The organism is Nonomuraea sp. NPDC026600 (genome assembly GCF_040638335.1).
Classification (GTDB): domain Bacteria; phylum Actinomycetota; class Actinomycetes; order Streptosporangiales; family Streptosporangiaceae; genus Nonomuraea.
In genome coordinates this window covers 23,857-44,204 of sequence record NZ_JBEZYD010000039.1, presented here as the reverse complement: position 1 = coordinate 44,204, position 20,348 = coordinate 23,857, and the positions used below count along the sequence as shown (strand labels likewise).

Sequence of the window (20,348 nt, the reverse complement as noted above, 5' to 3'; positions counted from 1 at the left end):
GTTCTTGCGGATGTTCAGCGCACTTCACACTTCTGACCAGCCAGGGAGACGCTTGCCGGCCATCATCTGTCAGTCAATTGTTTGCGAAATCTCGTCGAAATATTGCTGGTATCTGCTCGCCATCTTATGGTTCGCCCAACGTCTTCCTCGAAGGGCCATCCCCCATGAGAGCTGTCCTAGCCGCCCTTGCGTTAGTCATCGGATTCCTGGCCGCCCCCGCGTGGGCGGCCGACACCAACCTCGCCGCGGGCAAGACCGCCACCGCCAGCAGCCACACCGACGTCTACCCCGCGCCCAACGTCACCGACGGCAACCAGGCGACCTACTGGGAGTCGGCCAACAACGCCTTCCCGCAGTGGGTGCAGGTGGACCTCGGCTCGGCCGCCACCGTGAACCAGCTCACGCTCAAGCTGCCCAGCGGCTGGCCCAGCCGTACGCAGACGCTCACCGTGCTGGGCAGCGCGAACGGGACGAGCTTCAGCACGATCAAGGACGCCGCCACCTACACCTTCAACCCCACGGCGACGATCGCCGTCAGCGCGACCGGCACGCGCTATGTCCGGCTCCAGATCACCGCGAACAGCGGCTGGCCGGCCGGGCAGCTCGCCGAGTTCGAGGTGTACGGCCAGGCGGACCCCGGGAATCCAGGCGACGGGACGAACCTGGCGACCGGCAAGCCGATCATCGAGTCGTCGCACACCCACACCTACGTGGCGGCGAACGCCAACGACGGCAACGTCCAGACGTACTGGGAGGGCGCCGCCTACCCCGGCACGCTGACCGTGCAGCTCGGCGCGGACGCCGACCTGACCTCCATCGTGCTCAAGCTCAACCCCGACCCCGCCTGGGCCACGCGTACGCAGACCATCCAGGTGCTCGGTCGCGAGCAGAGCGCCACCGGCCTGACCAGCCTGGTGGCGCAGGCTGTTTACACCTTCAACCCGGCCACCGGCAACTCGGTGACGATCCCGGTGACGGCCAGGGTCGCGGACGTGCAGCTCAAGATCACCGCCAACTCGGGGGCGCCCGGCGGGCAGGTCGCCGAGTTCCAGGTCTTCGGCACCCCGTCGGCCAACCCCGACCTCACGGTCAGCGGGCTGACCGCCTCGCCGGCGGCTCCGGTCGAGACCGACGCGGTCACGCTGTCGGCCACCGTGAAGAACTCCGGCACCGCACCCTCCGCCGCGACCTCCGTCACCTTCTACCTGGGCACCGTCAAGGCAGGCAGCGCGAACGTGGGCGCGCTGGCCGCCGGGGCCTCGGCCACCGTGTCGAGCACCATCGGCACGCGTGACGCGGGCACCTACCAGGTGAGCGCCAAGGCCGACGAGGACAACAAGGTTGTCGAGCTGAACGAGGGCAACAACACCGCCACCGCGTCGCTGACCGTGAAACCCGTCGACACCGCCGACCTGATCGCCGCGCCGGTGGCCTGGACGCCGGGCAATCCCGCTCAGGGTGACACCGTGACGTTCTCGGTGGGGATCAAGAACCAGGGCACCATCGCCTCCAGCGGCGGCTCCCACGGCATCACGCTGACCATCGCCGACGAGTCCGGCACGGTCGTCAAGACACTGACCGGCGCCACCAGCGGCGCGATCGCCCCCGGCGCGACCGCCGGACCGGCCGGGCTCGGCACCTGGGCCGCCGCCAACGGCAAGTACACGGTCAAGGTGGTGCTCGCGGACGACGCCAACGAACTGCCGGTCAAGCGGGCCAACAACACCAGCACGCAGCAGTTGTTCGTCGGGCGGGGCGCCCATATGCCGTACGACACCTACGAGGCGGAGGACGCGGCCATCGGCGGCGGCGCCACCCGGATCGGCCCGAACCGGACCATCGGCGACCTCGCCGGGGAGGCGTCCGGGCGCCGGGCGGTGACGCTGGGCACGAACGGCTCGTACGTCGAGTTCACCACCAGGGCGTCCACGAACACGCTGGTCACCAGGTTCTCCATTCCGGACGCGGCGGGCGGCGGCGGGAACAGTTCGACGCTGAACGTCTACGTCGACGGCACCTTCCTCAAGACGATCGACCTGACCTCCCGCTACGCCTGGCTCTACGGCGCCGAGGCGAGCCCCGGCAACTCCCCCGACTCCGGGGCGCCGCGGCACATCTACGACGAGGCCAACCTGCTGCTCGGCACCACGGTCCAGGCGGGCCACAAGATCAAGCTGCAGAAGGACACGGCCAACGGCTCGACGTACACGATCGACTTCGTCGACCTGGAGCAGGTGACACAGATCGCCAACCCGGACCCGGCGCACTATGCCGTACCGGCTGGATTCACCCATCTGGACGTGCAGAACGCGCTCGACAAGGTGCGCCAGGACAGCACGCTCGTCGGCGTCTACCTGCCCGCGGGCGACTACCAGACCGCCAGTAAGTTCCAGGTGTACGGCAAGGCGGTCAAGGTCGTCGGGGCCGGGCCGTGGTTCACCAGGTTCATCTCACCCTCGGGCCAGGACAACACCGACACCGGCTTCCGCGCGGACGCCACGGCCAACGGGTCGACGTTCGCGAACTTCGCCTCCTTCGGCAACTACACCTCACGCAACGACGGGCCCGGCAAGGTGTTCGACCTCACGGGCGTGGCGAGCATGGTGATCGACAACATCTGGGTGGAGCACCAGATGTGCCTGCTCTGGGGCACCAACACCGACAACATGACGATCAAGAACTCACGCATCCGCGACACCTTCGCGGACGGCATCAACATGACCAACGGCAGCACCGGCAACCTGGTCACGAACATCGAGGCCCGCTCGACCGGTGACGACAGCTTCGCGCTGTTCTCCGCCATCGACATCAACAACGGCGAGCAGCGGGACAACGTCTTCGAGAACCTGACGTCGCTGCTCACCTGGCGGGCGGCGGGCGTCGCGGTCTACGGCGGGTACGCCAACACCTTCCGGAACATCTACATCGCCGACACGCTGGTCTACTCGGGCGTCACGATCAGCTCGCTGGACTTCGGCATCCAGATGCTCGGTTTCGGGGCCAGCCCGCCCACGAGCTTCGAGAACATCTCGCTGGTCAGGACCGGCGGCCACTTCTGGGGCCAGCAGACCTTCCCGGCGATGTGGGTGTTCTCCGCTTCCAAGGTGTTCCAGGGGATCAGGGTCAGCAACCTGGACATCGTCGATCCGACCTACCACGGCATCATGTTCCAGACGAACTACGTGGGTCAGCAGCCGCAGAACCCGGTCACGGACACGATCTTCACGAACGTGTCGATCAGCGGCGCCCAGAAGAGCGGTGACGCCCTCGACGCCAAGTCCGGCTTCGGCCTCTGGGCCAACGAGCTGCCCGAGCCGGGTCAGGGCCCGGCCGTCGGCTCCGTCACGTTCAACAACCTGAGGTTCAGCAACAACGCTCAGAACATCAAGAACACGACGTCGACCTTTGCCATCACGGTAAATCCCTAAATATCAGCCCTGATGGGCAGGCCCTGCCAGTCGCTCGCGCTGGTCACCGCGGCGGCGCTCAACAGCGTCCCGCGGTGCAGACGCTCCGGCGGGGTCAGCCCGTCCAGGGCGGCGCTGATGTAACCGGCCACGAACGCGTCGCCCGAGCCGGCGGTGTCGACGATCGGCACCTGCAGGGCGGGCGCGTCGTACCGCATGCGGTCCGCCCGTACGCTCGCGCCCTTGGCGCCGCGGTTCACCACGACCTCGCGCTCGGGCGTGAGCGCGGGCTTGACCAGGTCGAGCTCGTCCTGGCCGAGGAAGAGCAGGTGGGAGGCGCAGGCCAGCTCGCCCAGCACCTCCTCGGCCTCGCGCACCGACGGCCAGAGGGCGGGTACGTACTCGACGGCGAAGGAGATGACCACCTCGGCGGTCTTGGCCGCGCTCACGGCCGTGCGGACCGCCTCCAGGGCGTCCCTGCCGAGGCCCGCCGTCAGGCCGGTGACGTGCAGCATCTTCGAGGACCCGATCCTGTCGATGGGCACGTTGCCCGGCGTCAGGGTCGTTCCGGCCGATCCGCTGCGGTAGTGCGTGAGGCGCTGCTCGCGGCCCACGCGTGACTCCCTGAGCAGCAGCCCGGTGTGCGCGCCCTCGATGACCCGAACGTCTGCCGCGTCGACACCCTCGCCCTTCAGCACGGTGAGGATCCTGGCGCCCAGCTCGTCGTTGCCGACCTTGCCCAGGTAGGCAGCCCGATGTCCGAGCCGGGACAGGGCTATGGCGAGGTTGAACTCCGGGCCGGTGACGTCCAACCGGGCTTCGGTCTCATGACGTACCCGGCCACTGGACACGACCCCCAGCGCCTCGCCGAGCGTGTAGACGTCGGTCATGCGGCCGACTGTAGTCGGTCACGACATAACAAATCGGATTTTTCGGTAACGTTCCTGGTCACGGCCGTGATCAAATATTTTCTGTAACTTTAACGAACATTGTCCCCATCAAATGCATCAAAGTAGTAGAGGAGGTCGGCGATCCCGAGCCGGCCTCAGCAAAAACGGGGAATGAGAGGAATCAGCACCCTCATGAAGAACATCGCTGTAGGAATCGTCTCAGCCCTTGTGGGCGGGACGCTCCTGATCTCAGGCGCCGGTGCCGCGTCGGCCACGACGAAGGCTCCGACCGTCGACATCAGGGACATCTCACCGAACCCGGTCGTGGTCAAGGCCGGTAGCGAGACGGAGGCCTTCTTCAAGGTCGACGCCAGCTCGGACGTGGAGAAGGTCCAGCTCAGTGTGGAGCCGGTCGACCCGCGCCTCCGCACCCTGCGGGCCAAGGACGTCAACAAGGTCGAGAGCTGGCGCTTCTCCGTCCCGTTCAACGAGAACGACCAGGACGGCAAGTGGAAGGCCACCGCCCAGGCCTACGACAAGGACGGCAAGGTCGTCGACACCGACACCGCGTTCTTCGCCGTAGAGATCCAGAAGGGCAAGGCGGAGACGCGCATCTCGCGCTTCAGCGCCGACCCGTCGAAGGTCCGCAAGGGCAGGAGCATCGAGTTCTCCGGTCGTCTCCAGGTCAACGACGACGACCGCTGGAAGGGCGTCCGCGGCGAGCGGGTCAGCATCTTCTACAAGGCCAACGGCTCCAGCGGCTGGAAGTGGGTCGCCTCCGACCGCACCGGCTGGAACGGCCGGTTCGAGGCCGACACCCGCGCGTACAAGAGCGGCCTGTTCAAGGCCGTGTACGCGGGTGACGACGAGCTCGAGGGCGCGACGAGCGACACGGACTACGTGCGGGTCGTCCCGCGCTGGTCCCGCTAGTCACATCCAGGTAGCTGGTACCGCCAGTCACACCGAGGTAGCGGCCCGGTCCCCGTACGGGGGCCGGGCCGCTGCTTTGCCTGAGCCCGACGGCCTTGTCTTGACCGGCCTTCGCCGCGCCGTCCGTGAGAGTCACGACCCGAGGGGTAGCTTCGAGGTATGGCTGAGGACCTGTTGAAAGAGTTCGATCCGTTCGACGTCTTCGACGCCGAGGCGGCCCGGCTAGACCGTTTCTTCACCGGACTCGACGACGCCGGATGGGCGCGGCCGTCGCGCTGCGAGGGGTGGTCGGTCCGCGACGTCCTGGGCCACCTGGCGGGCGAGGAGCTCTACAACCACGCCTGTCTCGACGGCAACGTGCAGGACCTGCTGGCCCGCCTCGCCAGGGAAGGGGTCAACGGCTTCCACGACTTCAACGAGTGGTGCGTACGCCAGCGCCGGACCATGCCCGTGGAACGGGTGCTCCAGGAGTGGCGGACCGAGAACGCCGACACCCGGCGCCGCATGCGGGAGCTCGGGCGGGACGCGTTGCTCGACACGATGGCCGGCCTGTACCCGGTGGGGATGCAGGCCTTCCACTACGACTCCGAGTACGCCACGCACGCCGACGACGTCGGCGCCCCGGTGCCGAAGGAGGAGGCCGACGCCCGGACGCTCTGGCGGGTGGCGGTGGGCCGGTTCGCCCTGTCGGAGCAGGAGGCCGAGGTCCGGATCGAGCAGACGGCCGAGCAGATCCGGGTGAACACGGCCGGATTGACCACGACGCTGTCCTTCCCGGAGTTCGTCGAGGCGACGGTGGGGCGTCTGACGCCCGACGACGAGCTCGACCCGCGGGTCGCCTCTGCTCTGAGGTGTCTGGCCTGAGCTCAGGCGGTGATGACCGCCAGCAGGAGCAACAGCACGACGACCACTCCGAGCAGTACGATCAGCCAGATGTGCGCCGTAGCCCACGACTGCATCCGCGCGCGGTAAAAACCCGCGTCGGATCCTGTCTCGATCTTGTTGATTGCGGCTACACGCCGCGCCAGGTCGGGGTCCTCCAGCTCAAGTGCCTGCTCGATTTCCCCGAGGATGCGGCGTTCCCTTCCAGATAGACTCATTGTGACCACCATCACTCCGCGCCGGTGAAAGCCATGTACCCGGAAGTAACCGGCACATACCGCTTCCACCGGGCGGAAGTGGAGATCAGACCTTGCCGTAGCGCTGCTTGAAGCGCTCCACGCGACCGGCGGTGTCGAGGACCCGCCCGCGTCCCGTGTAGAAGGGGTGACTCGCGGAGGAGACGTCGACGTCGACGACCGGGTAGGTGTGGCCGTCCGCCCACTCGACGGTCCTGTCACTCGTCAGGGTCGAGCGGGTGAGGAAGGCGAACCCGACGCTCGGGTCGCGGAAGACGACGGGCTGGTACGAGGGGTGCAGGTTCTTTCTCATGCCCCCTGCAACCGTACGACAATGGTTTTCATTCCCTGGATTCGAAGGTGTGTGGGAGTCATGTCACAGTGTCCACAGCGGGATGAAGGGGAACGAAACCATTCGTGATCGCCTCGTCTGCTCGCCTGATCGGTGCACTGGCGATCACGCAGACCGCCGGATACGGCATTCTCTACTACGCCTTCTCCGTCTTCATCACCCCGATGGCCCACGATATGCACGCGGGTGTCGCCGAACTCACCGGCGCGATAACGCTGGCCGTACTCGTCTCGGCGGTCGTGGCGCCGCCCATCGGCCGATGGCTCGACCGGCATGGCGGGCGCGGCCTGATGACGGCGGGCTCGGCGCTCGGCGCGGCGGCCGTGCTCGCCTGGTCGCAGGTGCACAACCTGATCCAGCTCTACCTGGTGTGCGCGGTGCTCGGCGTCGCCTCCGCGATGGTGCTGTACGAGGCCGCGTTCGCGGTCATCGTCGCCCGGTTCGACGCGGCGCGGCGGGCGCGGGCCCTGCTCGCCGTGACCGTCGTCGCCGGCTTCGCGTCCAGCGTCTTCCTGCCTCTGACGGGCTTCCTCGTCGATCGGTACGGGTGGCGGCAGGCGCTGGTCATCCTGGCCGCCGGATACGCCGTGACGGCCGTACCCCTGCACTTCCTGGCCGTGCGGAGCCGTCCCTTCTCCGCGCACACGGACCGGCGCGTCGTCGGGGCGGCGCTGCGGGAACGGCCGTTCTGGCTGCTGGCGGCGGCGTTCCTGACGCAGACGGGCGCCGTGGCGGTCATGGGCGTGCTGCTCGTGACGTACCTGATCACGCTCGGCCACTCCCCCATCTTCGCGGCGACCGTGGCGGGCCTGCTCGGCGTGCTGTCGGTGACCGGCCGGCTGGTGACCACCGGCCTGCAGGGGCGGTGGCCGGTGGCGCTGATCACAGCGGCCGTGTTCGCGCTGCAGGGCGCGGCCGCGCTGCTGCTGCCGGTGGCCGGGCGGAGCGTGGCGGGCGCGATCTGCGCGGTGGTGCTGTTCGGGCTGGGGTTCGGGGTGAGCACCATCGCCCGTCCCGCGCTGCTCGCCGACCGGTACGGCACCGCCGCCTACGCGACGCTGAGCGGCGCCCTGGCCCTGCCGATCACCGTGGCCAAGGCCGTCGCCCCCCTGCTCGCGGCCGGTGTGGCGCAGTTCGCCGGATACCCCACGGTGATGATCGCGGTGGCGGCGGCCTGTGGGCTCGGCGCCCTGTCCCTGGTGGCCTACGATCGCCGTGGGCGAACAGAGCGAGCGACCTCCGGCGAACACGTAAGGTAGCCGCATGGATACCCCCACCGAGGCTCTCCACCGCGTGTTCGGCTACGACTCGTTCCGGGCAGGGCAGCAGGAGATCATCGATCACGTCGTCGAGGGCGGCGACGCGCTGGTGCTCATGCCGACCGGCGGCGGCAAGTCTCTGTGTTACCAGATCCCCGCGCTGGTCCGTCCGGGCGTCGGGGTGGTCGTCTCGCCGCTGATCGCGCTGATGCAGGACCAGGTCGACGCGCTGACCGCGCTCGGCGTGCGCGCGGGGTTCCTCAACTCCACCCAGGACTTCGATGAACGACAACGGGTCGAGGCGGCCTTCCTGGCGGGCGAGCTCGACCTGCTCTACCTCGCGCCGGAGCGGCTGCGGGTCGAGACGACGCTGCGGCTGCTGGCCAAGGGCGAGATCTCGCTGTTCGCCATCGACGAGGCGCACTGCGTGTCGCAGTGGGGGCACGACTTCCGCCCCGACTACCTGGCGCTGTCCGAGCTGCACGAGCGCTGGCCGGAGGTGCCGCGCATCGCGCTGACCGCGACCGCCACCCCCGCCACCCATGCCGAGATCGCCTCCCGGCTGCGGCTGGAGAAGGCCCGGCACTTCGTGGCCAGCTTCGACCGGCCCAACATCCACTACCGCATCACCACCAAGAACGAGCCGAAGCGCCAGCTCCTCGACTTCCTGCGCGCGGAGCACCCGGGCGACGCGGGCATCGTCTACTGCCTGTCGCGCTCCTCGGTCGAGAAGATCGCGGCCTTCCTCGTCGACAACGGCATCGCCGCCGTGCCCTACCACGCGGGCCTCGACAACCGCACCCGCGCCGCGCACCAGGCGCGCTTCCTGCGCGAGGACGGGCTGATCGTGGTGGCGACGATCGCGTTCGGCATGGGCATCGACAAACCCGACGTACGCTTCGTCGCCCACCTCGACCTGCCCAAGTCCGTCGAGGGCTACTACCAGGAGACCGGCCGGGCCGGCCGCGACGGGCTGCGCGCGACCGCCTGGATGGCCTACGGCCTGCACGACGTGGTCCAGCACCGGCGCCTGGCCATGGAGGGCGACGACGCCCACCGCCGCCGCCAGGTGCTCCACCTCGACGCGATGCTGGCGCTGTGCGAGACGGTCGAGTGCCGCCGGGTGATGTTGCTCGACTACTTCGGGCAGGAGGACTCCAAGCCGTGCGGCAACTGCGACACCTGCCAGGCACCGCCCGAGTCCTGGGACGGCACCGTCCCCGCTCAGAAGGTCCTGTCCACGGTGCTGCGGCTGCGCCGCGAGCGGGGCCAGAAGTTCGGCGTCGGGCAGATCGCCGACATCCTGCTCGGCAAGAAGACGGCCAAGGTGCTGCAGCACGGCCACGACTCGCTGAGCGTGTTCGGGGTGGGTGCCGATCTGGGCAACACCGAGTGGCACGGGGTGGTGCGCCAGTTGCTGGCCCAGGGACTGCTGGCCGTCGAGTCCGACTACGGCGCGCTGGTCCTCACCGACGCCAGCGCCGACGTGCTGCGCGGGCAGCGCGAGGTGCGCCTGCGCCGCGACGCCCCTCGGACCGCCCGGGCCAAGACCGCTACCAAGGACCGTCCCGTGGTGGAGCTGCCGGCGGCGGCTGAGCCGGTGTTCGAACGACTGCGGGCGTGGCGGGCGGCTACGGCCAAGGAGCAGGGGGTGCCCGCTTACGTGATCTTCCATGACGCGACGCTGCGGGAGATCGCGACGCTGTCGCCGTCCACGCTGGCCGAGCTCGGGACGGTCAGCGGGGTGGGCGAGAACAAACTGGCCAAGTACGGCGACCAGGTCCTGGAGACGCTCGCCTCTTGAGGTGTTAGTGGGGGCGACGGCCGCACGAAGATCGGCCGTCGCCACCACGTTGCTCGCCCTGGGCTCGGCGTTGGGGTTCACCGCCGCGTCGACAGGGCCGCACATGCACTCATCGTCTGGTACGGCCCGGGGTAAGGGGCCGCCCTCTCACTCATGCGCCGCTATCCGTACCCGCATCTCGGGCGGATCATCCGTCGCCGGAACCCCAATTACCTATCAGTGGGCTGTTTCCCCACGGAAGGGTGGATAGCGATGATCAGGCGGTGGGGTCGTCCGTCCTCGGCCTGCTCGTCGTGATACTTGCTGACCAGCGAAGCCACCACCCCGGACAGCTCTTCGGCGAAGGCCGCCCGGTCGGCGGCCGAAGCGAAGCGGACCTCGCCGTCGATGGCGAACGTCGCGACCCGCTTCCTGGCCTTCGCCGCGCCGGTGACGAGGGTGCCCACGTCACGCACCAGGCGAGCGGCCACGGCCAGCAGCCAGCGGGCCGAGAGCTGGTCGGGGGCTCGGGACGGGTCAGGTTCGACCGCCGACAGGGCCGTCGGCGAGATGACGTACGAGGCGGCCGATGCCTGCATGACGCGTTCGGTGCAGTTGCCCTTGCGCCGCTCTTCGACGAGCTCCACGAGGCCGTGGCGTTCCAGGGCTCTGAGGTGGTAGTTGACCTTCTGCCTGGCCAGACCGACCTTGGCGGCCAGCATCGTGGCCGAGCCCGGCTCGGCGAGCTCGGCCAGCAGCCGGGCGCGCACCGGATCCAGCGACACCTCGGCGGCGGCCGGGTCCTCAATCACCGCGACTTCGTACATGGCTCCACGCTGACACCGACAATTAATGCTGTCAAGCTATCTGCTGTTGTCAGTCCAGTGGGGGTCGCGGCCCAGGTAGGCGAGCAGCCGGTCCTGCGCGGAGGCTTGGGGGGCGGTGTCCAACGGTAAGGCGAAGCGGGCCGGGCGGTCGGCGTCCGTGGCGAAGAGGCGGGCCAGCGGCAGGAGCTCGGCCGCCATGGGCGCCGGGATCGGGGTGTGATGACCGCAGGATCGGGCCACGTCCCAGGCGTGCACGGTCACCTCGACGGCGCCGACGCCGCACACCATCGCGGCCGTCAACGGGCAGCCGCCGACGGAGACGATGGCGTCCCGGGCGTTCGCCCAGGCGTGGAGCAGGCTGGTGGCGCGGTCCCGCAACGAGAGCACATGATCGAGCTCGCCACCGTCCACCACCGGACCTCCCAAGGTCCAGTCGCCTGCCACCGGCGGGCCATGGGTGGCGGTGACGGTGGTCTCCGCCGTAGTGATGGCGTTGGGCTTGTTGTGGCCGTCGCTGATCGGCGGGATGAGGGCGACGTGGCCGAAGGCTGCGGCTTCCGCCAGTGCCGTGAACGAGTCGTTCGCGTGCGCCAGCAACGCCCGCAGGTCCCAGTCGTCACATGGGGTGGGACGGTCCAGGTCGCCGGGCGTGACCAGACGCAGGCAGCCCAGCGCGTAGTCGATGGCCCGCCCCAGCAGAGCGACACCGCCCATCCGGGGATCAGCGGTGGTGCCGGCGTTGGTCGTGGGTGGGGACTCTCGCATCTTTGCCTCCCTCTCTCCTGTGCAGACAAGGCGGCGGGGGGAAAGTCACCGGTCCGGCGAGGAAAGGATCGGGGGCGGAGGCGGGTCTCGTCAGCCAGCACCGCGATGTCGGTGAAGGACTCGTGTGCGCGGAACTGCCGCCAGGTCAGCCAGATCATCGAAGCACCTCCAGGGCGGGGCGACGGCCCGAGCCGGAGCCGACGCCGGCGGTCCGGCCCATGTAGGCCAGGACGAGGTCTTCCAGGCCGATCGTGCTGACGGTCCAGGCGGGATCGAGGATCGGTGCCTCGGTGTGGATGACCAGCGTGGTCTGCCGGTCGGTGTGGCTGGCGGAGATGACGTGCTGGTCCGCGGGGAGGGTGGCGATGTCGCGGCGGGGTCCGACCAGCCGGTGGTGGGTGGCCAGGAGTTCGTCGATCTCCCCGATGATCTCGAGCTGGGAGGCGACCAGCACGATGAGGTGGTCACAGACGCGTTCCAGGTCGGCGACCAGGTGGGAGGAGAGTATGACGCTGAGTCCGTGTTCGGCGACGGCCTCCATGAGGTCCTGAAGGACCTCCCGCCGGGCGAGCGGGTCGAGGGCGGCCACCGGCTCGTCGAGGATCAGTAACTCGGGCCGTTTGGCGAGGCCCAAGGTTAGGGCGAGCTGGGCGCGCTGACCGCCCGACAGCTTCCTGGCCCGCTGCTTCGGGTCCAGGCCGAGCCGCTCGATCCGCCGACGTGCCAGGGCGCCGTCCCAGCTCGGATTGAGCCGGGCCCCGAGGCGTAGATGGTCGGAGACGGTCAGCCTGGCATAGGTGGGGGTGTCCTGGGCGACGAAGCCGACCTTCGCCAGTTGCGCCGGGCCGCTGCCGGGGCGGCCGCCGCACACCTCGATCGTGCCCACCGTCGGCGTCAGCATCCCGGCGGCCAGGTTCAGCAGCGTCGACTTCCCGGCGCCGTTGGGGCCGACCAGGCCGGTCACGTGCCCGGCCGGGATCTCCAGGGTGCAGTCGGTCAGCGCCCAGTGTCGTTGGTATTTCTTGCCCAGAGCCCGGGTCCGCAGGACCGCAGTCATAAGGTCTCCCCTGGACCCCCCATATCGCTGCGCTCGGTCACGCTATGTTCTCCTGAGCGACAGTCCGGAAGGTGGTCATGAACAGGGCCTCGATGCTCTCGTCGTCGAGCCCGGCCAGACGGGCCTTGGCCAGCCAGCGCCGCAGGTCCTGTCGCAGCGGGCCGTGCGCGGCCAGCAGCGAGGCGTCGGCCAGCGTCCGGGTCACGAACGTGCCGACACCTGGGCGGGCGGCTACGAGCCCGTTGTGTTCGAGTTCCCGGTAGGCCTTGAGCACGGTGTTGGGGTTGATCGCCAACCGCGCCACCACGTCCTTGACCGTCGGAAGCTGGTCACCCTCTCGCAGCAGACCCAGCCTCAGCGCCTGCCGTACCTGCTGGACCACCTGCAGGTACGGCGAGACACCGGACCGGACGTCCAGATGGAACTCGATCACGCATTCCTCCATTTATCTATTTATATAGCACTTTAGACCTTGGGGTAGGCGACTCGGCAGAACCGAGGTCTCCCGCGCTCCTCGGCCTTGGAGCTCTACGCTGGGCGGCGAGCGAGAGGATCCCTCATGAGTGTGCTCGACAGACTGTTCGACAGGTTCCTCGGGCTGCCGGAGGCGGTGGCCGGTGATGTCGCGGTCGCGCGTGATCTGCGGGTCGCGATGCCCGACGGCGCGGTGCTGCTCGCCGACCGCTATCAGCCTCGTGGCGCCGGGCCGTTACCCGTGGTGTTGATGCGCACGCCGTACGGAAAGCACCGGATCGACGCGAAGGCGTTCGCGGGCGTGCTGGCCAGGCGCGGGATGCAGGTCGTCGTCCAGAACACCCGGGGCGTCTTCGGCTCCGGCGGCCGGTTCCACGCCTTTCATCAGGAGAAGGGCGACGGCCTGGCCACGGCGGCGTGGCTGCGGGCGCAGCCGTGGTGTGACGGGCGGCTGGCCATGGCGGGGGCCAGCTATCTCGGGTACACGCAATGGGCGGTCGGGCCCTACCTGGATCCGCCGCTGGAGGCGATGGGGCTGGGGGTCACGGCCAGCGAGTTCGTCAGCACGTTCTATCCGGGTGGCGTGATGGGCCTGCACAACATGCTGACCTGGTCGTCGCTGATCGGCACCCAGGAGGAGGCGCTCCTGGGCGGGCTGCTGCCCGACCCCCGCAAGGAGCGGCGCGTACGGCGGGCCATGGCGCACGTCCCCATCGGCACGTCCGACATGGCGGCGATCGGCAGGCCGGAGCCGTTCCTGCGCGAGGTGGCGGCGCACGCGGAGCCGGGCGACGACTTCTGGGCGGCCACCGACCACAGCGCGGCCGCGGCCAAGATGACCACGCCGACCAGCATGGTGACCGGCTGGTGGGACCTGTTCCTGCCCGCGCAGCTACGTGACTTCACCGCGCTGCGCGAGGCCGGGCGGCGCAGCCGGATCACGATCGGCCCGTGGGGGCACGACCTGGGCGCGATCCGCGCCCTGATGATCGACCAGGTGTCATGGCTGTCCGCGCACCTGCTCGGCGACACCGCCCAGCTCCATCAGGCACCGGTACGCCTCTACCTGCAGAAGGCCAACCGCTGGCTGGACTTCGACCGGTGGCCGCCCGCGGAGTCCACTCCGACGCCGCTGTACCTGCGCGACGGTCAGGGGCTCGGCTGGGAGGTGCCGGACAAGAACGATTCCGGCACGTTCGTCTACGATCCGGCGCACCCCACACGGTCGCCGGGTGGCCCGATGTTGTCCGCCCAGGAGCTCGGCCAGCGCGACAACCAGGAGGTGGAGCGCCGCTCCGACGTGCTCGTCCACACCGCCGCGCCGCTCACCCGGGATCTCGACCTGGTCGGACCGGTCTCGGCCGTCGTGCACGTACGCACCGACACGGGGCATGCCGACCTGTTCGTACGGCTCTGCGACGTCGACCCCTCGGGCGTCTCCCGGAACGTCACTGACGGCATCGTGCGCCTGCCCTCAGGCTCGCAGGGCGTGACCCGGGCTGAGGTCGAGCTACACCCGACCGGGTACCGCTTCCGGAAGGGCCACCGGCTGCGGGTACAGGTGGCGGGGGGTGCGTTTCCGAGGTTCGCGCGTAACCACGGGACCGGCGAGCCGGCGGCCGGAGCCGTGCGGACGCGGCGTACCTCGTTCGAAATCTTCCATGGTCCCGAATATCCGTCGGCATTGATCCTTCCGCTCCTTGGAAATGCATAAAAGGAACAAATGCCGCTTATCGCGAACATGGTCAATTAGCAGTGGCGGAGGGGACGTCGTAGCCTCTGAAGATGGATCCGGATCGCGGTCGTCACGAATGGGGCGATCGAGGTAGAAAACGCACAGTCATCGCAGGCTGCCTGGTGGTCTGCGGCATCGGCGCGATTATCTGGCTGATTGCTCTGGGCGTGATCTGGTATTTCTTTTTACGATCATAAAGTAGGACGCGGGCGATCACCACGCAAAGTTTTCGGCACCCATAGGTTCAGGCGCGTCCTCGCGTAGTTCTTTGGGGGCTGATCGGTAGGCGGTGGCGACGCGCCCGAACATGTCCAGCAGTAGTGGCACCTGTTCGGGCCCGTAGTGCAGGGGCGATCTCGTCCAGGTGCCGCCTGGACGACTCACAGGCAGCCCGGTAATCGTCCAGGCCGCCCTCGACCAGTTCTACGGTGACCATGCGCCGATCGCGTTCGCCGCGCACCCGTCGTACGTAGCCCGCCTTCTCCAGTCTGTCGATCAGCCGCGTCGTCGACGCGGACGGCAGCCCGGCGGTTCGGCTGCGCGCCTATGAAAAGGCCCGCTACCCGCGCATCTCTCTGGTCTCCCGGATAGCCAGGCGCAATCCCGCCAACTGGCGCATTCCCCCGCTGATCGGCCGACTGTTCCCGGAAACGTCCCACACCGCCATGCTCGCCCGCTTCAGCAACCGCCTGACCGCGCCTGCCGTGCGATCCGTCTCACCGCAGCCCCAGACGGAACGCCCCTAGCAGCAGGCCCCCTTGCTTGCGGCGGACTTCGACGCGGCGACGTGCGGTGCTCAGGTGGCGAGCACCAGGCTGATGGCGGCGTAGCCGAGCCAGGCGAGGCAGGCTGCGAACCCGAGTCGTTCGCCGATGCCGTGTACCGACACGCGGCCGGTTAGTCGATGCAGCGGCCCGCGCGCCACAATGGTGACGAGGAAGATCGCCAGACCGGCCGTGGGTGTCCAGGACATTACGGCGGTCCATTCGTGCGAGGCGCCAAGGCGGGTAAGCGAACCGTCCAGCAGTGGGGCGGCGGCGCACAGAGCGAGGCCGGCGATGAATCCCGCGATCGCGTGCACGACTCCCGAGTGCGTCATGGCGAACTCGCCTGCGTGTGGATCCATGAAGTCGGTGCGAAAGACCGCGGCTACGAGCATCGCGACTGCGAAGACGCCCAGCAGTACCGTCGCGGCGGTCGGGACGGTGCCCGGTGAAGCGGTGTACAGCCCAACGGCGAGAAGGACCACGGCCAGCACGACTGAGCCGACTGCGAGAGAGTAGAGCCATCGGTAGGCGGTGAGCGCATACTCCGACAAAGTCCTTTCGATGGGGCTCATGTTCGCGGCCACCAGATGTAAGACGCCGAACGCCGCGACACACAGTGCCACGCTGGCGATGCTCAAAGCCGCCCAGACGTCGGTCATCGCACCGTCGTCAGCGCTTCACGGCCAGATTTCGACATGCGGAACCCCTTCGTGACGCGAGCTGAGGTTGGAGCCGGCGTCCAGCGTGACGATTGTAGAGGTCAAGGTCATGGTCGGGATACGGCCAGAGCGGCAGAATCCACGTCCGGTCCGCATCTGGGGGCGGGTCTTGAAGCCGAAAGCCTATGTCACCGCTGGTTTGGGCTCGCTATTCGCGACCCTATTGGGCTTGTACTATCCAGCTATTGGCGACTTCACCGGCCTCTACTGCGCTCCACGCAAGCTTCACCATGTCCAGCCGCCAGCGGAAAACGCCCCTCCCGAAGACGTCGTGAGGACCTACCTGAAGGCGGTCGTGGCGCGAGACATCGATACCGCCCGCCGCCTGTCCACCCCAGAATTCGCCGATCGCGAGGAGTCCGTCATCGACAGTCCATTCTGCGACTGGACCGATATTACGGCAGCAACCATCTACCCGTGCCATCCTGATCTGGATGGCACGGGTAGGTATACAACCGTAATGAACGTGTCGATAAGACTCGAACTCAAAAGCCGCGACCGAGACGCGCCATATGATTACAGCTGGGGTTACTGGCTCGAAAGAGACTCGCCGAGGAAGAGCTGGCGTATCTTCGAGTCAGGAGAGGGATAACAGAAATTGTCGGCCCGGCAGTGGAAAAAGCTGTCGACTGCACCACCAGCGGCCAAGTAGCGCAGCCGGGATCGGCGACCACAGCCACCGTAGCGCGTCCGTGGCGCCTCAGAAACGCTGCAGCCCGGTCACCCGGAGCAGGTCGAGCGCCGTGGCCTCGGGGGATCCCGGCTCGGCCGAGTACACGAGCATGGTCTGGCTGCTGTCCGGGAGCAGGAGGGTGTCGCAGTCGAGCGTGATCGTACCCAGACTGGGATGACTGATGCTCTTGGCCGCGGTACGCCATGGGGAGGATCGCCCCTCCCGCCAGAGCTCGTCGAATCGCGGGCTGCCACGACGGAGGTCCCTGATCAGTTGTGCCAGGTCGGGGTCGTTGGGGTAGCGGGCATGGGCGGCACGTAGCGTGCCGACCGAGGCGCGGGCAGCCGCGTCGTCTTCGTCCGGACCTGCGGCGACCTGGCAGCGGCTACTGCCGAGAAAGCGCTGCCAGATGAGATTGCGTTGCCGCTGCGGCCATGCGGACATGTCGCCTTGAAGCGCCGCCGCGAGGGGATTCCAGGCCAGTACGTCACCCTTGGCAGACAGCACCAGTACGGGCAGATCCGCCATGCGGTCCAGCAGCCGGAACACGCTCGGGCGTACGACCATCGCGATGCGTCCGGCCTGAGGCGGCTCGTGGTCGGCGAGCCGGAATATCAGGTCACGGTCATCGTCGTCGAGCCGCAGGGCCTGGGCCAACGCGCCGATGACCTGGCTCGAGGGCCGCGGCCCGCGCCCCTGCTCGAGCCGGACCACGTAATCGACGCTCAGACCCGCGAGCATGGCCACTTCCTCCCGGCGCAGACCCGGCACCTGGCGCCGCATCCCCATCGGCAGCCCGACGTCCTGCGGTCGCACCCGGGCTCGGGCTGTGCGGAGTACTTCGGCGAGTTCGGCGCGGTTCACTCCTCGATGATGCCGCCAGACCGGGCCGGCCGGGTGGTACCGCAGGTCCCATGCCTCAGCGGTCCTGGCGGGCCCCGGGCGCGCGCACCGATGATCGGCTCCATGACATACGTGAAAACGGTGGCACTGGTCACCGGAGCGAACAAAGGGCTGGGCCGGGAGACCGTACGCCGCCTGGCCGAAAGAGAATGGCTGGTCCTCCTGGCCGCTCGGGACCGGGAACGGGGCAGGCACGCTGCGGACATGCTGGCGAGTGAGGGGCTCGACGTCGAGTTCGTCGAGCTCGACGTGACCTCGGACGAATCCGTGGCGGCGGCCGTGAAGGCCGTCGCTGAGCGCGTGGATCACCTGGATGTGCTGGTCAACAACGCCGGCGTCGGTGGCCCGTTGCTGGATCCGGCCGACATGGACGCCGACATGCTACGGGAGCTGTACGAGGTCAACGTGTTCGGTCAGGTGCGGGTCACCCACGCGTTCCTGCCGTTGCTTCGGAAGTCGGAACAGCCCCGCATCGTCATGGTGTCCAGCGCTCTCGCCTCACTGACACACGCCGGCGACCCTGCCCGCCCCGAGTCCGGCTTCCTGAGCCTGGACTATGCCTCATCGAAGGCGGCACTCAACATGATCGTGTCCCAATACGCCCGAGCGCTGCCCGGGTTCAAGGTCAACTCTGCGGATCCGGGCAACCCCGCCACCGATATGAACCATCACACGGGTATCCATACCGTCGCCGAGGGGGCCACTGCGATCATCAAGTTGGCCACCTTGGACGCTGACGGGCCGACCGGAGGCTTCTTCGACACCAACGGCCCCATCCCCTGGTAGGAGCGAAGATGACCACGATTCTGACCATCGGGCTGCATCCGAGCTCGATCGACTACACCAAGCACCCGGGCCTCGATGAGACGACACTCACCACACGGATCGAGCAGGGCGATGCGGCTCTGCGGGCGGCGGGCTTCGACGCGGTGTCGTGCCTGATCGGTACCGACCCGGACGAAGCAGAGAAGACCATCCGTGAACGGTTGTCCGAGGGCCCTTTCGGCCTGGCCATGATCGGAGGTGGTGTGCGCATGACACCCGAACACACCGTCCTGTTCGAACGGCTGATCAACGTGCTGGTGACGACGACACCCGGAATCCGGTTCTGCTTCAACACCACACCTGAGACGACGGTCGACGCCATTCGCCGTTGGATATAGCCCTCCGTCCAGGCCTGGGAACCTCTTGCCGCTCGACGGCGTACGTGTCGTGAGAGCGGAGGAGGTTCGATGAAGCGGATGACAATCGGAGCGGTGCTCATAGTGGCTGTCGGGTGCACCACCGGCGGCCAGATGGCGGAGCCGGGGTCGGCGCCCGCCACCGCTACCCGGGCTACGTCGCAGGCTCCCGCCGGGACGCCGACGCCCGGTACCACCACGTCCACCAAGGCGGCGTGTCATGGGACGTCGGTGGTCACCCAGGGCGATGGGTTTCCCGAGGTGCGGGGGGTTTCGCGGGACGCTGAGGTGTGGGGGTTGTTGTTCGCGCCGGTTCCGTTCAAGCGGGGCGAGGAGGTCAAGATCGTGTGGCGGATGACCGGTGAGGGGCCGCTGAAGGTCACGGCCGTGCTGGGCGACGGCACGCGGGCCAAGCCCACGTTCGGCCCCGAGCAGCATGGCGGCTCGACGTGGAACCGGCCGGGTGAGGAGTGGGGCACGGGGTTCGTCTTCCCCAAGGCGGGCTGCTACCGGGTGGACCTGACGCGGACCCGCGGATCCGGCCACCTGTGGCTACCCGTGAATGAGCCCGTCACCCGTGAAATGGGCCCGTCACCCGTGAAATAGGCCGGTGCAATAAGTCAGTGGCCGAGGACGCGGTCGATGAAGGTCGTGACGTCTGTCAGGACCTCGTCCCGGTTCGTCTCGTTGAACACCTCGTGCCGGGCATCCGGATAGATCCGTTCGGTCAGGTCGTCGCCGCGGATCGTCTCGATGCCGGTACGGCTGGAGGTCAGCGGGACGAGCTGGTCGTCGGCGCCGTGGATCCAGAGCGTGGGCAGGCTGCCGAGCGTTCCGCTCTTGGAGATCGAGGCGATCGTCGTGGCGAACGCCTCCAGGGTGGGCCGCTTGAACGGTCCGTGCCAGACCAGCGGATCCTCGGCGTAGGCGACGCCGACAGCAGGGTCACGGGAGAGGGTGGCCGGGTCGATGGGGATGTCCGGGATCTCGTCGAGGGACAGCAGGACGGGGATCACCTCCCATTCGCCGATCACCGGGCCGGACAGGACGAGCGCGGCCAGCCCGTCGCCATAGCGCTGGGCGTAGCGGGCCGCGATCAGGCCGCCCATCGAGTGGCCGATCAGCACGACCGGTACGCGCGGATGGTCGGCCCTGGCCTGTTCCTCCACGGCATGTACGTCGGTCACCACGTCCTCGAAGTCGACGACGAGTGCCCGGTCGCCCGCCGACTTGCCGTGGCCGACGTGGTCGAGCCCGTAGACCGCGGCGCCGTGCCGGACCAGGGTGTCGGCCACGTACTCATAACGGCCGATGTGCTCGCCATAGCCGTGGACCAGGACGGCGATGTAGCGCGGCTGATCGTGCGGCCATTCCCGCACCGTGATGGCGGCGCGCGTGCCGGTGAACGTGCGTTCCCTCGAACTGGCCATGTCACTCCGTGTGTGCGGAATGCGGCGAGCGTACGCCCCACCCGGCCCATCGGTCCAGCATCTGGATCAAGCATGAAA

At 68.2% G+C, this 20,348-nt stretch carries 22 protein-coding genes; 11 read left to right on the top strand and 11 right to left on the bottom strand.

Annotated features, from left to right (window positions below; genetic code table 11):
* The first annotated feature begins 164 nt into the window (after positions 1 to 164).
* The gene (locus AB0F17_RS52640) at positions 165 to 3,428 is read left to right on the top strand and encodes a discoidin domain-containing protein (RefSeq protein WP_358040370.1); all 3,264 of its coding nucleotides are present in this window, start codon (positions 165 to 167) and stop codon (positions 3,426 to 3,428) included.
* On the opposite strand, the gene AB0F17_RS52635 is transcribed toward AB0F17_RS52640, so the two are convergent.
* Entirely contained in the window at positions 3,425 to 4,297 is an 873-nt protein-coding gene (locus AB0F17_RS52635; RefSeq protein ID WP_358040367.1) for a sugar kinase, read from the bottom strand. The two genes, AB0F17_RS52640 and AB0F17_RS52635, sit on opposite strands and share 4 nt — an antisense overlap.
* Positions 4,298 to 4,489: 192 nt before the next feature.
* Here AB0F17_RS52635 and AB0F17_RS52630 point away from each other — a divergent pair, with 192 nt between their 5' ends.
* Complete coding sequence (locus AB0F17_RS52630) at positions 4,490 to 5,227, top strand: hypothetical protein (RefSeq protein ID WP_358040364.1); 738 nt, start codon at positions 4,490 to 4,492, stop codon at positions 5,225 to 5,227.
* A 159-nt stretch (positions 5,228 to 5,386) separates the two neighbouring features.
* Positions 5,387 to 6,091, top strand: coding sequence for a maleylpyruvate isomerase family mycothiol-dependent enzyme (locus AB0F17_RS52625; RefSeq protein WP_358040361.1), 705 nt, complete (start codon positions 5,387 to 5,389; stop codon positions 6,089 to 6,091).
* Positions 6,092 to 6,093: 2 nt separating this feature from the next.
* On the opposite strand, the gene AB0F17_RS52620 is transcribed toward AB0F17_RS52625, so the two are convergent.
* Together AB0F17_RS52620 and AB0F17_RS52615 are read right to left on the bottom strand one after the other, a co-directional pair.
* Positions 6,094 to 6,327 (bottom strand): DUF3040 domain-containing protein, encoded by a 234-nt coding sequence (locus AB0F17_RS52620; RefSeq protein ID WP_358040358.1) that lies wholly within the window; start codon positions 6,325 to 6,327, stop codon positions 6,094 to 6,096.
* Positions 6,328 to 6,412: 85 nt separating this feature from the next.
* Positions 6,413 to 6,658 (bottom strand): type B 50S ribosomal protein L31, encoded by a 246-nt coding sequence (locus AB0F17_RS52615; RefSeq protein WP_225290234.1) that lies wholly within the window; start codon positions 6,656 to 6,658, stop codon positions 6,413 to 6,415.
* A 104-nt stretch (positions 6,659 to 6,762) separates the two neighbouring features.
* Here AB0F17_RS52615 and AB0F17_RS52610 point away from each other — a divergent pair, with 104 nt between their 5' ends.
* Both AB0F17_RS52610 and recQ read left to right on the top strand, forming a co-directional pair.
* Entirely contained in the window at positions 6,763 to 7,956 is a 1,194-nt protein-coding gene (locus AB0F17_RS52610; RefSeq protein ID WP_358040355.1) for an MFS transporter, read from the top strand.
* Between the two features lie 4 nt (positions 7,957 to 7,960).
* Complete coding sequence (recQ, locus tag AB0F17_RS52605; RefSeq protein WP_358040352.1) at positions 7,961 to 9,760, top strand: DNA helicase RecQ; 1,800 nt, start codon at positions 7,961 to 7,963, stop codon at positions 9,758 to 9,760.
* A 209-nt stretch (positions 9,761 to 9,969) separates the two neighbouring features.
* Here recQ and AB0F17_RS52600 read toward each other — a convergent pair whose 3' ends face one another.
* The 4 genes from AB0F17_RS52600 to AB0F17_RS52585 all read right to left on the bottom strand — a co-directional run bounded on the left by AB0F17_RS52600 (position 9,970) and on the right by AB0F17_RS52585 (position 12,821).
* A complete protein-coding gene (locus AB0F17_RS52600; protein WP_358040349.1) occupies positions 9,970 to 10,566 on the bottom strand; it encodes a helix-turn-helix domain-containing protein in 597 nt (198 codons plus the stop codon).
* Between the two features lie 36 nt (positions 10,567 to 10,602).
* On the bottom strand, positions 10,603 to 11,331 hold the full coding sequence (locus AB0F17_RS52595; RefSeq protein WP_358040346.1) for a maleylpyruvate isomerase N-terminal domain-containing protein: 729 nt from the start codon (positions 11,329 to 11,331) through the stop codon (positions 10,603 to 10,605).
* Positions 11,332 to 11,485: 154 nt separating this feature from the next.
* The gene (locus tag AB0F17_RS52590; RefSeq protein WP_358040343.1) at positions 11,486 to 12,388 is read right to left on the bottom strand and encodes an ABC transporter ATP-binding protein; all 903 of its coding nucleotides are present in this window, start codon (positions 12,386 to 12,388) and stop codon (positions 11,486 to 11,488) included.
* A 37-nt stretch (positions 12,389 to 12,425) separates the two neighbouring features.
* Entirely contained in the window at positions 12,426 to 12,821 is a 396-nt protein-coding gene (locus tag AB0F17_RS52585; RefSeq protein ID WP_358040340.1) for a GntR family transcriptional regulator, read from the bottom strand.
* 126 nt (positions 12,822 to 12,947) lie between these two features.
* Between AB0F17_RS52585 and AB0F17_RS52580 the strand changes: the two genes are divergently transcribed.
* Both AB0F17_RS52580 and AB0F17_RS52575 read left to right on the top strand, forming a co-directional pair.
* Entirely contained in the window at positions 12,948 to 14,576 is a 1,629-nt protein-coding gene (locus AB0F17_RS52580; RefSeq protein WP_358040338.1) for a CocE/NonD family hydrolase, read from the top strand.
* 71 nt (positions 14,577 to 14,647) lie between these two features.
* Positions 14,648 to 14,794, top strand: a complete 147-nt coding sequence (locus AB0F17_RS52575; RefSeq protein ID WP_358040335.1) for a hypothetical protein — start codon at positions 14,648 to 14,650, stop codon at positions 14,792 to 14,794.
* A gap of 47 nt (positions 14,795 to 14,841) precedes the next feature.
* On the opposite strand, the gene AB0F17_RS52570 is transcribed toward AB0F17_RS52575, so the two are convergent.
* Together AB0F17_RS52570 and AB0F17_RS52565 are read right to left on the bottom strand one after the other, a co-directional pair.
* A complete protein-coding gene (locus AB0F17_RS52570) occupies positions 14,842 to 15,120 on the bottom strand; it encodes a MarR family transcriptional regulator (protein ID WP_358040625.1) in 279 nt (92 codons plus the stop codon).
* Positions 15,121 to 15,393: 273 nt separating this feature from the next.
* Positions 15,394 to 16,023 (bottom strand): DUF998 domain-containing protein, encoded by a 630-nt coding sequence (locus tag AB0F17_RS52565; protein WP_358040332.1) that lies wholly within the window; start codon positions 16,021 to 16,023, stop codon positions 15,394 to 15,396.
* 85 nt (positions 16,024 to 16,108) lie between these two features.
* Between AB0F17_RS52565 and AB0F17_RS52560 the strand changes: the two genes are divergently transcribed.
* Positions 16,109 to 16,675: a hypothetical protein gene (locus AB0F17_RS52560; protein ID WP_358040329.1), complete on the top strand. Its 567-nt coding sequence runs from the start codon at positions 16,109 to 16,111 to the stop codon at positions 16,673 to 16,675.
* A gap of 108 nt (positions 16,676 to 16,783) precedes the next feature.
* On the opposite strand, the gene AB0F17_RS52555 is transcribed toward AB0F17_RS52560, so the two are convergent.
* On the bottom strand, positions 16,784 to 17,620 hold the full coding sequence (locus AB0F17_RS52555) for a helix-turn-helix transcriptional regulator (protein WP_358040326.1): 837 nt from the start codon (positions 17,618 to 17,620) through the stop codon (positions 16,784 to 16,786).
* Positions 17,621 to 17,722: 102 nt separating this feature from the next.
* Between AB0F17_RS52555 and AB0F17_RS52550 the strand changes: the two genes are divergently transcribed.
* From AB0F17_RS52550 to AB0F17_RS52540, 3 genes are all read left to right on the top strand, one after another.
* Complete coding sequence (locus AB0F17_RS52550; protein ID WP_358040324.1) at positions 17,723 to 18,445, top strand: SDR family oxidoreductase; 723 nt, start codon at positions 17,723 to 17,725, stop codon at positions 18,443 to 18,445.
* An 8-nt stretch (positions 18,446 to 18,453) separates the two neighbouring features.
* Positions 18,454 to 18,822 carry a hypothetical protein gene (locus AB0F17_RS52545; RefSeq protein WP_358040321.1) on the top strand — a complete coding sequence of 123 codons (369 nt, stop codon included), beginning with the start codon at positions 18,454 to 18,456 and terminating at the stop codon, positions 18,820 to 18,822.
* A 69-nt stretch (positions 18,823 to 18,891) separates the two neighbouring features.
* The gene (locus AB0F17_RS52540) at positions 18,892 to 19,446 is read left to right on the top strand and encodes a hypothetical protein (RefSeq protein ID WP_358040318.1); all 555 of its coding nucleotides are present in this window, start codon (positions 18,892 to 18,894) and stop codon (positions 19,444 to 19,446) included.
* 14 nt (positions 19,447 to 19,460) lie between these two features.
* On the opposite strand, the gene AB0F17_RS52535 is transcribed toward AB0F17_RS52540, so the two are convergent.
* Positions 19,461 to 20,270, bottom strand: a complete 810-nt coding sequence (locus AB0F17_RS52535; RefSeq protein ID WP_358040315.1) for a lysophospholipase — start codon at positions 20,268 to 20,270, stop codon at positions 19,461 to 19,463.
* Positions 20,271 to 20,348: the final 78 nt, after the last annotated feature.